Here is a 15,097-nt window from a genome sequence, read left to right as displayed (position 1 = left end):
CACCGGGGGCCCGTGGTCGGGGTGCCGTCGCGGACGATCAGCTGCAGCCGCTGGTCGAGCCGCAGCCCTCGCAGACGTAGCAGCTGCCCGAGGGCCGCATCTTCGTGCCACACGTGAAGCACAGCGGCGCGTCAACGGCGTGGCCGGTGACCTTCTCCATCAGTTCTGCCGTGGTGTGCGCCTCGGACAGGTCGGGCGTGGCCGAGACGAGGGTCGGCTGGTTCGGGCCGGACTCGTCGAACCGCATGTCGTCAACCGCGTCGTTCTTCAGCGACTCGGAGTCGATCAGAAGCGCCTCGTCCTCCTCCGACAGGTACGAGCCCGTCTCCACGTACCGCGCCCGCTCGACCGCCGTGTAGATGCCGAGCTCGGCGCGCTCGTCGAAACTCAGGTAGTCGAGCGCGAGGCGCTTGAACACGTAGTCGATGATCGACTGAGCCATGCGCAGATCGGGGTCGTCGGTCATGCCGGCCGGCTCGAACTTCAGGTTCGTGAACTTCTGCACGTAGGTCTCCAGCGGCACGCCGTACTGGAGCGCGATCGAGATCGCGATCGAGAAGGCGTCCATCACACCCGCCAAGGTGGAGCCCTGCTTGCCGAGCTTGAGGAACAGCTCGCCGAGGCGGCCGTCCTCGTACTCCGAGCTGGTCATGTACCCCTCGGCGCCGCCCACCGTGAAGGACGTGGTGCGCGAGAGGCGCTGCTTGGGCAGACGCTGGCGGCGCGGCCGGTACTCGACCCGCACCTCCGGCTGCGGCTTGGCCTCTTCCTTCACCTCGGTCTTCTTCTTGGCGTCCGACAGCGGCTGGCCGACCTTGCAGTTGTCGCGGTAGACGGCCAGCGCCTTCAGACCGAGCTTCCAGCCCTCCATGTAGACGTGCGCGATGTCCTCGACGGTCGCCGACTCGGGCAGGTTGACCGTCTTGCTGATCGCGCCCGACAGGAAGGGCTGCACGGCGGCCATCATGCGCACGTGACCCATGGGCCGGATCGCGCGCTCGCCCATCGCCGTGTCGAAGACCTCGTAATGCTCGGTCTTCAGGCCAGGCGCGCCCACCACGTGACCGTGCTCGGAGATGTGCGCGACGATCGCCTCGATCGTCTCCTCGGCGTAGCCCAGCTTCCGGAGCGAGCGCGTGATCGTCTGGTTGACGATCTGCATCGACCCGCCGCCGACGAGCTTTTTGAACTTCACCAGCGAGAAGTCGGGCTCGATGCCCGTCGTGTCGCAGTCCATCATGAAGCCGATCGTGCCGGTCGGGGCCAGCAGCGACGCCTGCGCGTTGCGGAAACCGTTCTTGGCGCCCAGCTCGACAACCTTGGCCCACTCGTCGGTCGCCGCGGCGTGGACCGGGCGGTCGGCGGCCTCGACGATGCGCAGGTCGTCGTTGGCGGTCTGGTGCTTCCGCATCACCTTCTGGTGCGCGGCCGCATTGCGCTGGTAGCCGGCGTACGTGCCGACCACGGCGGCCAACTCGGCCGAGCGGCGGTAGGCCGCCGCGGTCATGAGCGACGTGATCGCCGCGGCGAGGCTGCGGCCACCCGCGGAGTCGTAGCCGCGGCCCATCGCCATCAACAGGGCGCCCAGGTTGGCGTAGCCGATGCCGAGCTGGCGGTAATCCTTCGTGGTCTGCGTGATCGCCTCGGTCGGGAAATCGGCGAAGGTGATCGAGATGTCCATCGCGGTGATGATCAGCTCGCACGCCTGGACGAACTTCTCGGTGTCGAAGGTGTCGTCGTCGCGCAGGAACTTGAGCAGGTTGAGGCTCGCCAAGTTGCAGGAGCTGTTGTCGAGGCTCATGTACTCCGAGCACGGGTTGGACGCCGTGATGCGGCCCGCCTCGGGGTTCGTGTGCCAGGCGTTGATCGTGTCGTCGTACTGGATGCCCGGGTCGGCGCACTCCCAGGCGGCCTTGGCCATCTTGTTGAACAGCGCGCGGGCGTCGACCTCCTCGATGACCTCGCCGGTCATGCGGGCGCGCAGCCCGAACGCCGTGCCGTCCTCGACGGCCTTCATGAACTCGTCGTTGACGCGCACCGAGTTGTTCGCGTTCTGGTACTGGACGCTGACGATGTCGGCACCACCGAGGTCCATGTCGAAGCCTGCGTCGCGGAGGGCGCGGATCTTGTCCTCCTCGCGCGCCTTCGTGTCGATGAACTCCTCGATGTCGGGGTGGTCGACGTCGAGCACGACCATCTTCGCGGCCCGGCGCGTGGCGCCACCCGACTTGATGGTGCCCGCCGAGGCGTCCGCGCCCCGCATGAAGGAGACCGGGCCGGACGCGGTGCCGCCGGAGGACAGCAGCTCCTTGCTCGACCGGATGCGCGACAGGTTGAGGCCGGCACCGGAGCCGCCCTTGAAGATGAAGCCCTCCTCCTTGTACCAGTTGAGGATCGACTCCATCGAGTCGTCGACGCTGAGGATGAAGCACGCGCTCACCTGCTGCGGGCTGGCCGTGCCCACGTTGAACCACACCGGGGAGTTGAAGCTGAACACCTGGTGAAGGAGCATCCAGGCGAGCTCGTCGCCGAAGATGTCGGCGTCCTGCGTGGTGGCGAAGTAGCCGTTCTCCTCGCCGGCGGTGCGGTACTTGCCGACGACGCGGTCGATGAGCTGCTTGAGCGACTTCTCACGCGCGTGGGTGCCGAGCGCCCCGCGGAAGTACTTGGTGGTCACGATCGTGGAGGCGTTCAGGCTCCAGAAGTCGGGGAACTCCACACCGCGTTGCTCGAAGACGTGCTCGCCGGTCTTCCAGTTGGTCTGGACCACGTCGCGCTTCTCCCACGTCACCTCGTCGTACGGGTGCACGCCCTCGGTGGTGTAGATGCGCTCGATCGTGAGACCGCGGTTGGCCTTGGAAGACGCCTTGCGTGGCGCCGTCTTGGTCTCGGTCATGGTTGCCCTTCTCCTCCTGGGTGTGGTGGTGGCGCGTGCCGCGCGCCGACGGTGGTTCAGAACAGCTGTTCGGGCGTTGGTTCCGGAACGGACGCCCCCCGCCGCACCGGCTCGCCGACGGTCTCCCGCAGGCGGGTGATCTCCGCCTCGAAGTCGTCGACCGACTGGTAGTGCTGGTACACCGACGCGAACCGCAGGTAGGCGACGGCGTCGAGCTCACGCAGCGGACCGAGGATCGCGACCCCGACCTCGTCGGCCGGGATCTCGGCCTGGCCGCCGGCCCGCAGCGACTCCTCGACGCGCTGGCCCAGCTTGGCCAGCTGCGCCTCGGTGACCGGGCGACCCTTGCAGGCCTTCCGGACGCCGCTGACGACCTTCTCGCGGGAGAACGGCTCGACCACGCCGGAGCGTTTCACGACGACGAGTTGCATCTGCTCCAACGTCGTGAACCGGCGGTTGCAGGAACGGCACTCGCGCCGACGCCGGATCGAGCTGCCGTCCTCGGCCACGCGGGAATCGAGGACTCGGGAGTCGGTGTACCGGCAGTACGGGCAGTGCATCGTGCTCCCCCTCTCCTGTGGCCCTCATCCTCTGTGTCCCACCGTCACCGCTGTGGACGACGTTGTGGAACCGCGGTGTACACCCTGTGTGCGACAACCACAACCTGTGGACGAAACACAACGGTGTAACTACTACATGTAGAGGTTAGGAGGCGGCGTCCCCCAATGCAAGCCCCTGCGCGCGGCGCGGCAAGCCCGCTACCCGGCGGGGACCGCCGGCACCACCGCGGCGGCCGCGCCCGCGGCGTCCAGAGGCTCATTGCTCACTGACAGGAACGCGCCCACCACCGTGGCCAGCATGACGGCGACGACGAGGAGGACCAGGCTCACCATGACGGCGAAGCCTCGCCGCGTCCAGTACAACCGGGACTCGCCGGTCACGGCGCGCACCGATGCCGCACCCGCCCCAACGCCCCCGCACGAGCGCACGGTCGCGGACCGACCGAGGTCTCGGCCGGCGGCAGAGGGCTGCCGCGAGGGGCGTCGGGCGGGCGCGACCGGCTCGCCGTGACGGACGGGCACGCTCCGGGTGGGGATGGTGCCGGACGCCAGGCGGGCGAGGGGACGATCCAGAAGCTGTGCGGTCATGATGACTCCTTCCCAGGTAGGCGTTCGAACGCCTGTTCGATCAGTATGAACCGAACATGCATACGTTTTCAAGCATCGATCGGGCGCGTGTTCGGTCGTGCTGCGTTCCACACGGACACTCCACCAGCCGCCTCCGACATTTCTGCCAAGGGGTGCCGCAGCATGCCTGCGACACGCTCGAACAGGTGTTTGAATGACCAGAGCACCGAGGCTACGGTGATGTCATGGCGACAACGCAGAAACCGTCCGGTCGCGGACGCCCGCGCAAGGAGATTCCCAAGCAGACCCATCGCGGCCGCCCCACGGAGGCCGATCTGGCCGAGATCAGCAAGATCCGCCCGCTGCCCGATGGTCCGGCCGACGAGCACGGGCTGACGCTCCGACAGCGCCTCATCCTGCACACGATCCGCGAGGCCGTCGAGGCGCGTGGCTTCCCCCCGACCATCCGCGAGATGGGCGAGGCCGTGGGGCTGGCGTCCCCCTCATCGGTCACGCACCAGCTGAAGGTGCTGGAGACCAAGGGCTTCATCGTGCGCGACCCGAAGCGCCCGCGCGCGCTCATGGTGCGCATGCCGGGCGAGGAGGAGCAGGAGTTCGCGGCGTCCGCGACGGCGGGGCTGGAGGGACTCGATCCCGACGTGCACACGTCCCCCGCCGTGCACGTGCCGCTCGTGGGTCGCATCGCAGCCGGCGGACCCATCCTCGCCGAACAGCGCATCGAGGAGGTGCTGCCCCTGCCCCGCGATCTCGTGGGCGAGGGCACGCTCTTCCTCCTGCAGGTGAGGGGAGACTCGATGATCGACGCCGCTATCTGCGAGGGCGACTACGTGGTCGTGCGCCAGCAGCCCGACGCGAACAACGGCGACATCGTCGCCGCGCTGATCGACGGCGAGGCCACGGTCAAGACGTTCAATCGCACCCCGGGCCAGGTGTGGCTGATGCCGCACAACGAGGCCTACTCCCCCATCGACGGCAACGAGGCGATCATCCTCGGCAAGGTCACCGCCGTCCTGAGGAGGGTCTGACGCCTCAGCCCGCGGGCGGACGGTTGCGTCCGCGGGCGCAGGACGCAGCGGGCCTGTGAAGCGATCCGCACGCGGTGCCCCTCTCGTTACGTTCGAGAAGTCCCCGAACGCAGCACTGAGGAGCCCGATGTCCACCACCGTCGCCACCGCCGGAGTCGTCCGCACCGAGGGCCTCACCAAGTCCTACGGGTCGGGTGAGGCCCTCGTCCGTGCCCTCGACGGCGTGACCGTCGCCTTCGGCGAGCGCGAGCTCACCGCCGTCATGGGCCCGTCGGGCTCCGGCAAGTCCACGCTGATGCACCTCACCGCCGGGTTGGACGCCGCCACCGCCGGCCGCTCCTGGATCGGCGAGACCGAGATCACCGCCCTCGACGACCGCGCCCTGACCCTGCTGCGCCGCGACCGGGTCGGCTTCATCTTCCAGTCGTTCAACCTGCTGCCCACCCTCGACGCGCGGGCCAACATCTGCCTGCCGCTCAAGCTCGCCGGGCGGCGCGTCGACCGGGACTGGTTCGATCACGTCGTCGACACGCTCGGCCTCACCGACCGGCTCGGCCACCGCCCGGGCGAGCTCTCCGGGGGCCAGCAGCAGCGCGTCGCCGCCGCCCGTGCCGTTATCACCCGCCCGCGCGTCATCTTCGCCGACGAGCCCACGGGCGCGCTCGACTCCGCCGCGTCCGACCAGTTGCTCGGCTTCCTGCGCCGCAGCGTCGACGATCTGGGCCAGAGCATCGTGATGGTCACCCACGACCCCGACGCCGCCCGCTGGGCTGACCGGGTCGTGCGTCTCGCTGACGGCCGCGTCGTGGCCGACGAGCGGCGGTGATCTGCATGTTGCTCTCCACGCCGCGGCGGCTCGCCTCCTCCGCCCTCGCCATCGTGCTCGGGGTCGCCTTCGTCACCACGACGCTGCTGGCCACGAGCTCGCTAGACGCCTCCGTCCGGCGCGCCGTCGCCGGTTCCCTCCGGGACGCCGCGGTCGTGATCTCCCCCGACACCACGGCCGGCGCCGAGCCGGCCGAGCCGCCGCTGGTGGCGGACACGGTCGCCGCGCTCCGCGCCACGCCGGGCGTCACCGGCGTCCGCGCGGCCAGCCAGGGGTACGTCACGCTCGACCTCGGTCGCCGGCATGCGCCCGCCTACGGGCTGAGCGTCCCGGACGCCGACACGCGCGTCCTTGCCGGGCGACTCCCACAGGCCCCGGGCGAGGTCGCCGTCAACGATGCCTTCGAGGCCACCCACCGGCTCGGCGTGGGCGACACGCTCACCGTGGACGCGCCGGAGGGTGCCCTCAGCGCGATCATCGTGGGCGTGCTCGCGGTGGGCCCCGACGTGACGAGCATCTCCTCGTTGCCGCTGCTGTTCGCCGCCGACGCCGACCTGGCCGCCTACACCGGCTACGCCGGGTACACCGACCTGTATGTCAGCGGCGGCGCCGACCCCGCCGCGCTCGCCGCCACCCTGCGTGCCTCGGACGCCCTCGCCGGCAAGCCGGTGCTGGTGCGCACGGCCGAGGAGGAGACCACGGTCCGGCTCGAGGACTACACCCGCGGTACGCGCCAGCTGGCCGCCCTGCTGCTCGCCTTCGGGGCGGTCGCCCTGATGGTGTCCGCCCTCGTCATCACCAACACGTTCTCCATCCTCACCGCCCAGCGGACGCGGCAACTCGCCCTCCTGCGCACCGTCGGCGCCACGCGGGGCCAGGTGCTGCGCACGGTCCTCGCCGAGGCGGCGGTGCTCGGCCTCGTCGCTTCCCTCGGGGGCGTCGCCCTCGGGATCGGGATCGCCGCCGTCGGCGTCCGTCTCGCCGCGGCGGCCACCACCTTCGGGCTGACCGAGTTCGGCATCACACCGCGCGACCTCGCCCTGCCCCTGGTCGCGGGGGTGGCTGTCACCCTGCTGGCGGCGGTGGTGCCCGCCCGCGCGGCCACCCGCGTGCCTCCCCTCGCCGCCCTGCGGCCGCCGGCGCCGGTGTCGGAGTCCGGGCCGCGGCGCGTGCCGGTCCTCGGCCTGACGCTCACCCTGGGCGGGTTCGCGCTGCTGGCCGGTGGCGTCGCCCTCGCGCTGGTCGGCGCCTCCTCCACCGCCGCGCTGCTCGTCGGCATGACCGGTGGGCTCGCGAGTCTCGTCGGCCTCCTCGCGCTGGGCCGGGTGCTCGTGCCGGGCCTCGGCCGGGCGTTGGGACGCCCCCTCGCCCGCGTGGGCGGCGTGCCCGGCGCGCTCGCGGTCGACAACGCCGTCCGCAACCCCTCCCGGGCGGCGGCCACCGGCGGCGCCTTGCTCGTGGGCGTCACGCTGGTCACCATGATGACGGTCGGTGCCGCCGTCGGCCAGGCCTCGATCCTGACTGAGCTCGACCGGCAGTACCCCATCGACGCCGAGTACTTCGGTGCCGGGAGCAGCCGTCTCAGCGACGCCCAGGCCGCCCTCATCGCCGCCCACCCGGCGGTGGCGGCGTCCACGACGCGTTGGTGGGTCGACGCGACGCTGGACGCCCCCACCGGCAGCGTCGCGAGCCTGGCGGTGCTCGGGATGGAACCGGACGCCGCCGCTACCCTCCGCGTGCCCGACCTGATCGACGGGCTGGACGACAGCCGCGTGCTGCTCGACGGCTCGTACGGGTTCGCCGACGGAGACTCCGTGCGGCTCATCGTCGGCGACCGCGCCCTCGACCTCACGGTGCGGGTGACCCCCGGGGCGATGGCCGCGGTCGTGACCGCGCCCACCGCGCACGCCCTCGACCCGGACGCCCGCCGCTCCCTCGGCGTCCGGCTCGTCGACGGCGTCGACCCCGTGGCGGCGCCCGAGCAGGTCGCGGACGCGGCCTCGGCCGGGGGCGCCGTCGACGTCGTGTCGAGCTCCGCGGGGCGCGCGGAGATCAGCAGCATGGTCGACGGCATCCTGGCCGTGGTGCTCGCTCTTCTCGGGGTGGCGGTGGCGATCGCCCTCGTCGGGATCGGCAACACGCTCGGCCTGTCCGTGCTGGAACGCCGGCAGGAGTCCGGGCTCCTGAGGGCGATGGGTCTCACCCGGCGGCAGCTGCGGGCCTCGATCGGCTGGGAGGCCGTGGTGCTGGCGCTGGTCGCCGTCGTGACGGGGATCGCGCTCGGCACGGTCTACGGCTATGCGGGCGTGATGGTCCTCCTCGGCCAGGACGCCGGCCTCGTGTGGGTCTGGCCGGGCCTGCGCCTCGCTGCCGTCGCGGGCGTGGCGCTGCTGGCCGGCTGGGCGGCGTCCATCGTGCCCTCCCAGCGGGCCTCCCGCGTGCCCCCCGCCGCGGCGCTCGCCCTGGGCGAGTGAGCCTCAGTCGGCCGCCAGCCGGCGGAGCGCGGCGATGGCGACCTCGCGGTCGGTCGTCTGCCAGAAACCGGGCATGGAGGCGCGCAGGAAGCTGCCGTAGCGCGCCGTGCGGAGCCGCGGGTCGAGGATGGCCACCACCCCCTTGTCGGTGGTGCGGCGGATGAGGCGTCCGCTGCCCTGGGCCAGCAACAACGCGGCGTGCTGGGCGGCGACGGCCATGAAGCCGTTACCGCCCGCCTCCTGCGCCGCCTGCTGACGGGCGCGCATGAGGGGCTCGTCGGGGCGCGGGAACGGGATCTTGTCGATGATGACGAGCTGGCAGGTCTCCCCCGGCACGTCCACGCCCTGCCACAGGCTCAGCGTGCCGAACAGGCTCGTCTGCGGCTCGGCGATGAAACGCCGCGTCAGCTCGGAGAGCTGCGCGTCTCCCTGGCAGAGGATCGTCTGCTTCGGCAGCTCGGCGCGGCAGTGGCGGGCGGCCGCCTCGGCGTTGCGCTGGGAGGCGAACAGGCCGAGCGTCCGGCCGCCGGCCGCCCACACGAGCTCGGCGATCTCGGCGAGGGCTTCGGGGCCGATCCCGTCGCGCGACGGGTTGGGCAGATGCCGGGCGATGTAGCAGATTCCTTGACGGGCGTAGTCGAAGGGCGAGCCCACATCGAGGGCGCGCCAGGGCAGGCCGGTCGGCTCGTCGGGCGCCTCGCCGCCATCGGGCACCCGTTCGGTGGCCCACAGGCCCACCGTGCGGGCGACGCCCTCGAACTCGCCGCCCAGCTTGAGCGTCGCCGACGTGAGGACGGTGGGGGTGCCGGTGAGGACCCGGTCGCGGAGCAGCGGGGCCACATCGAGGGGCGCGACCACGAGCCACCGCCCGGCCCGCTCGCGCTCGCTGACCCACAGCACGTCGGTCGGCCGCAGCGCAGCCATCGCCTCGGCCACGTCGAGGATCTCCTTGGCCGCCGCGCCCGCCTGCTTCACGTCGGGGTCTTCTGCCTTGGCGAGGGTGCCGGCGACGCTGCGGCTCACCTCGCGCAGGCGTGCAAGGACGGCGAACACGGAGGCGTCCGGGTCGGTGATGCGCTCGGGCTCGGCGGCGTCGAGGGCGCCCTGCAACTGGTCGGCGAGGTCGAGGAACTCGACGGCGAGGTCGTCATCGAGGTGGGCGAGGCACCGACGCGCAACCCGCTCGACCTGCTGGGGGCTGAGCTCGTGCGAGGCCGCCCCGGTCACCCGGGCGACCAGCTCGTGCGCCTCGTCGATGATGAGGCGGTCGTGCTCGGGCAGGGCCGTGTGGCCGTGCATGGCGTCGATGGCGAGCAGGGCGTGGTTGGTGACGACGAGCTGGCTGCCGCGCGCGACCTCCCGCGACTTCTCGACGAAACAGACGTCGCCGAACGGGCAGTTGGCCGCGCCCAGGCATTCGCGCACCGGCACCGACACCTGGGCCCACGCGGCCGCCGTGTGGCTGGGGGCGTCGTCGCGGTCGCCGGCACCCTCGACGTCCAGTTGATCGCGCGCCCACTCGCGCAGGGCAAGCACCTCCGCGCCGAGGACGGACGCGGCGTCGGCGCGCGGGGCCGCCCGCAGGCTGTCGGCCGTCTCCGCGCCGCTGAGCAGGCTGGCCTGCGCCTCCTCCCCCACGCCCTCGATGACACGGTGGAGGCACGCGTAGTTGGTGCGACCCTTGAGGACGGCGTGCGTGATGCGCTCCCCCGTCACCTGCTCCGCGGACGCCACGGCCGCCGGGATGTCGGCGTGGGCGAGCTGGGCCTGCAGGGCAAGCGTGGCCGTGGCGATGACGATGCGCTCACTGGGGTGCGCGTGCAGGTGTGCGAGCGCCGGTGCGAGGTAACCGAGCGACTTGCCCGTGCCCGTCCCCGCCTGGATGAGCAGGTGCTCGCCGTCGGCGAGGGCGCTCGCGACGGCTCGGGCCATGCGGTGTTGACCCTCGCGCGTCGCTCCGCCGATGCGCGCCACGGACGCAGCGAGGATGGCCTCGGTGGTCGCGTGCGGGGCGGTCATCCGGCCAGACTAGGGGACGCCAAGGCCCCCGCGTCCGTAGGACACCGGGGGCCTGTGGACAACGACGCTCAGGCGAAGCGCACCCAGTTGGGGCCAGCGCCCGTGGGGACGCGATCGAGGACGGTGAACGTGCCGTCGTAAGCGATCGCGTGCAGGGCGGCGTGGCCGGAGCCCTCGCCGACCACGACGAGCCGCGCGCCGTCCGGCGTGGCACTGAACCCGCGCGGCTGCGCCTCGGTGTCGGTGACTGCGACCACCTGGGTCAGCCGTCCGTCCCCGTCGAGGCCGACCGCAGCGAGCGTCGACTCGGTCCGTTCGGAGCACACGAGGTAGCGGCCGTCGTGCGTGAGGTGCAGGTCGGCGCCCCAGACGAGGTGCCCCGCCTGAGGGTCGGCGCCGAACGCGCTGTGGGTGAGACCGCGGGTCGTGTCGTAGGCCTTCACCGACTCGGCCACCTCGAGCATGCCGGTGAACGGATTGCGGTCGAAGCGGATCGCCATGCCCGTGAACTCGGTCATGAGGTAGGCGGAACGCTCGTCGGCGGAAAGGATGAGGTGCCGGGCGCCCGAGCCGGGGGCCACGTGGGCGGCGGGTTCGTCCAGCGGCGTCAGGGAGCCGTCCTCCTCGATGCGGCACTGGGCGACGAGATCGTCGCCGAGGGACACGAAGTAGGCGAAGTGACCGGCGGCGTCCGCGGCCACGCAGTGGATGTTCGCGTGCTCGATCGGGGCGCTGCGCTCACCGAGCACCCCGTCGCTGACCGGCCAGCTGGCACCCCAGCCGCCGTGGTAGGACGCCGCGAGCAGCAGCGCGCCGTCGCGGGTGAGGGCGAGGTAGGCGAGGTTGTGGGGGACGACCGCCCGGGACACCTCGCTCAGCGCACCGGTCTCGCGGTCGAGCCGCAGGGTGACGATGGCCGGCTCCGGCTCCTTGGTGGCAGAGTAGACGAGGTCGCGGACCGAATCCACGGCGAACGTACTGCACCCGGCACCGACGGCGGAGTCGACGATGTGGACGAGTGCGTCGCCGTCGAGGCTGTAGGCGCCGATCGTGCCTTCCTTGGCGTTTCCGATCAGGACGAGGCTGCTGTAACGCATGGTTTCATCGTAGTGGCGCACCGGCACCGGATTCAGGCGCGCTGGCTCACGAAGGGGGCCAGTTCGCCGGCCAGGTCGTCGTTCACCCGTGCCACGACGGCCGTGCCGTCGGCCGTGTGCTCGGTGGTCGTGATCTCGCCCTCCCTGTGGATGCGGTCGACCAGGTCGTGGCGGGCGTACGGGATGAGCACGCGCACCTCCACGGCCGGCCGCGGCAGGCGTTCCTCCACGCGGGCGCACAGCGCATCGAGGTGCGCGCCGGTGCGTGCGGAGACGAACAGCGCGTCCGGGGCGAGGGTGCGCAGCGGCACGAGGGCGTCCGGGTCGGCGAGGTCGGTCTTGTTGAAGACGATCTGCTCGGGGATGTCGTGGGCGCCGATCTCGTTCAGGACGGCGCGCACGGCGTCGATCTGGCCGGCCGGGTCGGGGTCGGAGGCGTCGACGACGTGGAGGAGCAGGTCGGCCTCGGTGGATTCCTCCAGCGTCGAGCGGAAGGCCTCGACGAGGTCGTGCGGCAGGTGCCGGACGAACCCGACCGTGTCGGTGAGGGTGAAGACGCGACCGTCGGCGGTCTGGCTGCGCCGGGTGGTCGGGTCGAGCGTCGCGAACAGGGCGTCCTCAACGAGCACGCCCGCACCCGTGAGCCGGTTGAGCAGCGATGACTTCCCCGCATTGGTGTAGCCGACGATCGCCACCGACGGGATCTGGTTGCGGCGCCGCTCGGCACGCTTGGTGTCCCGGACGGCGTCCAGTTCCCGCAGGCGTTTGCGCAGTTGGGCGATGCGGCTGCCGATGCGGCGCCGGTCGGTCTCGATCTTGGTCTCGCCGGGGCCGCGGCCACCGATGCCGGCGCCGGCCGCCGCACGGCCACCAGCCTGGCGGGACAGGTTGCCGCCCCAGCCGCGGAGACGCTGGCGCAGGTACTGCAGCTGGGCGAGTTCGACCTGCGCCTTGCCCTCGACCGACTTGGCGTGGGTGGCGAAGATGTCGAGGATCAGGCCGGTGCGGTCGATGACCTTCACGCCGATGCGGTCCTCGAGGTTGCGCAGCTGGGCGGGCTCGAGTTCGCCGTCACAGATGACCGTGTCGGCGCCCGTGGCGAGCACCACCTCGCGCACCTCGTCCACCTTACCGCGGCCGATGTACGTGGCCGGATCGGGGTGGCTGCGGCGCTGGACCAGACCGTCGAGCACCTCCGAGCCCGCCGTCTCGGCGAGGAGCTTCAGCTCGGCCATGGCGTTGTCGCTGTCGGCCTGGGTGCCGGAAGTCCACACGCCCACGAGCACCACGCGCTCCAGTTGGAGTTCGCGGTACTCGACCTCGGTGATGTCGGCCAGCTGGGTCGACATGCCCGCCACGCGGCGCAGGGAGAGGCGTTCGGCGAGGTCGAGTTGATCCCCGTCGTAGTCGAGCTCTTCGGGGTCGATCGCGTCGTTGGTCACTCATCCTCCTGCTGGCCACAGATCGTGGCGTACCCGTCCAGCATAGTGGTCGGGCCCCAGCGCCCCTCGTCAGCGGGGTTCGGGCACCGCCACATCGCCCCGGGCCACGATCACCGCCGGGCCGGTGAGCCACGCCTGGCCGTCGCGCAGTTCCACCTCGACCGTGCCGCCGGGCACGTCGATGGTCCAGGTGGTGGGCTCGGTGGCGACGCCCTCGTGTTCGGCCATCGCGACCGCCACCGCGACGGTCCCGGTGCCGCACGACTCGGTCTCACCGACCCCGCGTTCCCACACGCGCATGCGCACGTGCCGCTCGCTCACCTGCTCGACGAACTCGACGTTGACCCCGTCGGGGTAATCGACCGGATCGACCGACGGCGAGCCGGTGAGGTCGAGGGCCAGCAGGTCGTGCTCCTGTCCGAGCGGGATGACGGCGTGCGGGTTGCCGACGTTCACCTGGTATGCCGCCCAGTCGGTCTCATCCATCGCGACCGTCGGGTGCGTGCCGGCGGTCAACTCGGGCCGGCCCATCCAGACCCGGACGCGGCCGTCGTCGAGCAGTTCGGCCTCGCGCAGCCCGGCGCGGGTGCCGATCGGGATGGTCCGGGTCTCCGGTTCGACGAGGCCCTCGTCGACGAGGTGGCGCGCGAAGACGCGCACGCCGTTGCCGCACATCTCGGCGATCGACCCGTCGGCGTTGCGGTAGTCCATGAACCAGACCTCCGGGTCACCACCCCAGCCCTCGACGTGGGCCCCGCGCACGACGCGCAGGACGCCATCGCCGCCGATCCCGCCGCGACGATCGCAGAGGAACGAGACGAGCTGGGGCGTCAGATCGAGGGCGTCATCGGGGTCGGTGAGCAGCACGAAATCGTTGCGGGTCCCGTGGCCCTTGGCGAAGTGAAGCACCCGTTCATGGTTGCACACGGCCAGCAAGGACGCCGTCGGCGATGGTCGCTGCGTTGCGGGGGTCGCCGGCGGTGAGCCACGTGATGCGGCCGTCGCGGCGGAACCAGCCGAGTTGCTTGCGGGCGAAGCGCCGGGTGCGCCGGACGATCTCCTCCCGGGCCTCGCCGGCGGTGCACTGCCCGTCGAGGTAGGCGAGCACCTGTGCGTAGCCGATGGCGCGCGCGGCCGTGCGGCCTTCCCGCAAGCCCTGCCCGATGAGGCCACGCACCTCGTCCACGAGGCTGCCCGCCCACATGGCGTCGACGCGCTCGGCGATGCGGGCGTCCATGACGTCGCGCGGCAGTTCGAGCCCCCAGGACTGGACGCCGTCGACCGCGTACGTCCACGCGGGCAGATGGGGCTGGTGGTCCCCCGTGAGCTCGAGCACCTCCAGCGCGCGGACGGTGCGCCGCCCGTTGCCGGGGTGGATCTCTGCGGCCGCCGGGCTGCGGCGGGCCAACTCCGCATGGAGCGCCTCCGGCCCGACCTCGGCCAGCCGCGCCTCCCAGCGAGCCCGCACGTCGGCGTCCGTGCCGGGGAACTCGAAGACGTCGAGGATGGCCCGCATGTAGAGCGCCGATCCGCCGACGACGATCGGAACGACGCCTCGGCCGCGACACTCGTCGATCGCCGCGCGTGCCCTGGCCTGGAAGTCGGCAACGGTCGCCGTCTGCGTCACGGCGAGGATGTCGACGAGGTGGTGCGGGACGCCGCGGCGTTCGTCCGCGCTGGGCTTGGCCGTGCCGACGTCCATGCCGCGGTAGACCAGCATCGAATCGGCGTTGACGATCTCCGCCGGCTGCCCCGCGGCGGCCAGGAGGAGGGCGACGTCGACGGCGAGGCTCGATTTACCGCTCGCCGTGGGCCCGTTGAGGGCGACGACGGGCAGCGACGGTGGCGTGGCGGGCACCGGTCCATTGTGTCTCAGGGGGCTTCCGGATTCCGCAGAGCACGCGTACGGTGTTTCATGCCGGGAACAAGCAGGGCCGGCACCGGACGGGAGAAAGGAGGCCTCATGGGCATCTTCGACGACATCAAGGGCGCCGCCGACGCCAACGAGGCGAAGGTGGAGGCTGGAGTCGACCAGGCTGGAGACTTCGTCGACAGCAAGACCGGTGGCCAGTACGCCGGGCAGGTTGACCAGGCTCAGGAGTTCCTGAAGGACCAGGTCGGTGCGCCGAACGAGGCGCCCGCCGAGCCCACGGATCCAGGCGCTGCTTGA

At 71.6% G+C, this 15,097-nt stretch carries 12 protein-coding genes; 4 read left to right on the top strand and 8 right to left on the bottom strand.

Annotation, left to right across the window (positions count from 1 at the left end; all coding sequences use genetic code 11):
• Positions 1–37: 37 nt before the first annotated feature.
• From Q1K57_RS01450 to Q1K57_RS01440, 3 genes are all read right to left on the bottom strand, one after another.
• Entirely contained in the window at positions 38–2,896 is a 2,859-nt protein-coding gene (locus Q1K57_RS01450; RefSeq protein ID WP_300078147.1) for a vitamin B12-dependent ribonucleotide reductase, read from the bottom strand.
• A gap of 56 nt (positions 2,897–2,952) precedes the next feature.
• The gene (nrdR, locus tag Q1K57_RS01445; protein WP_300078145.1) at positions 2,953–3,456 is read right to left on the bottom strand and encodes a transcriptional regulator NrdR; all 504 of its coding nucleotides are present in this window, start codon (positions 3,454–3,456) and stop codon (positions 2,953–2,955) included.
• A 198-nt stretch (positions 3,457–3,654) separates the two neighbouring features.
• Positions 3,655–4,044, bottom strand: coding sequence for a hypothetical protein (locus Q1K57_RS01440; protein WP_300078142.1), 390 nt, complete (start codon positions 4,042–4,044; stop codon positions 3,655–3,657).
• A gap of 224 nt (positions 4,045–4,268) precedes the next feature.
• Between Q1K57_RS01440 and lexA the strand changes: the two genes are divergently transcribed.
• The 3 genes from lexA to Q1K57_RS01425 all read left to right on the top strand — a co-directional run bounded on the left by lexA (position 4,269) and on the right by Q1K57_RS01425 (position 8,369).
• The gene (lexA, locus tag Q1K57_RS01435) at positions 4,269–5,069 is read left to right on the top strand and encodes a transcriptional repressor LexA (RefSeq protein WP_300078140.1); all 801 of its coding nucleotides are present in this window, start codon (positions 4,269–4,271) and stop codon (positions 5,067–5,069) included.
• Positions 5,070–5,196: 127 nt separating this feature from the next.
• On the top strand, positions 5,197–5,895 hold the full coding sequence (locus tag Q1K57_RS01430) for an ABC transporter ATP-binding protein (protein WP_300078137.1): 699 nt from the start codon (positions 5,197–5,199) through the stop codon (positions 5,893–5,895).
• Positions 5,896–5,900: 5 nt separating this feature from the next.
• Positions 5,901–8,369 carry an FtsX-like permease family protein gene (locus Q1K57_RS01425; protein ID WP_300078134.1) on the top strand — a complete coding sequence of 823 codons (2,469 nt, stop codon included), beginning with the start codon at positions 5,901–5,903 and terminating at the stop codon, positions 8,367–8,369.
• A 3-nt stretch (positions 8,370–8,372) separates the two neighbouring features.
• Here the strand turns inward: Q1K57_RS01425 and Q1K57_RS01420 are convergent, their stop codons facing one another.
• The 5 genes from Q1K57_RS01420 to miaA all read right to left on the bottom strand — a co-directional run bounded on the left by Q1K57_RS01420 (position 8,373) and on the right by miaA (position 14,785).
• Positions 8,373–10,388, bottom strand: a complete 2,016-nt coding sequence (locus Q1K57_RS01420; RefSeq protein ID WP_300078131.1) for an ATP-dependent DNA helicase — start codon at positions 10,386–10,388, stop codon at positions 8,373–8,375.
• Positions 10,389–10,456: 68 nt separating this feature from the next.
• Positions 10,457–11,485: a beta-propeller fold lactonase family protein gene (locus Q1K57_RS01415; RefSeq protein ID WP_300078128.1), complete on the bottom strand. Its 1,029-nt coding sequence runs from the start codon at positions 11,483–11,485 to the stop codon at positions 10,457–10,459.
• Positions 11,486–11,517: 32 nt separating this feature from the next.
• On the bottom strand, positions 11,518–12,927 hold the full coding sequence (gene hflX / locus Q1K57_RS01410) for a GTPase HflX (protein ID WP_300078124.1): 1,410 nt from the start codon (positions 12,925–12,927) through the stop codon (positions 11,518–11,520).
• Positions 12,928–12,996: 69 nt separating this feature from the next.
• Positions 12,997–13,836: a diaminopimelate epimerase gene (dapF, locus tag Q1K57_RS01405; protein WP_300078121.1), complete on the bottom strand. Its 840-nt coding sequence runs from the start codon at positions 13,834–13,836 to the stop codon at positions 12,997–12,999.
• A 4-nt stretch (positions 13,837–13,840) separates the two neighbouring features.
• Complete coding sequence (gene miaA / locus Q1K57_RS01400; protein WP_300078118.1) at positions 13,841–14,785, bottom strand: tRNA (adenosine(37)-N6)-dimethylallyltransferase MiaA; 945 nt, start codon at positions 14,783–14,785, stop codon at positions 13,841–13,843.
• A 105-nt stretch (positions 14,786–14,890) separates the two neighbouring features.
• Between miaA and Q1K57_RS01395 the strand changes: the two genes are divergently transcribed.
• On the top strand, positions 14,891–15,097 hold the full coding sequence (locus Q1K57_RS01395; RefSeq protein WP_300078115.1) for an antitoxin: 207 nt from the start codon (positions 14,891–14,893) through the stop codon (positions 15,095–15,097).

The sequence above is a fragment of the Propioniciclava sp. genome (assembly GCF_029977985.1).
In the GTDB taxonomy this organism is placed as follows: domain Bacteria; phylum Actinomycetota; class Actinomycetes; order Propionibacteriales; family Propionibacteriaceae; genus Propioniciclava.
This window is presented reverse-complemented; position numbering and strand designations above follow the sequence as displayed.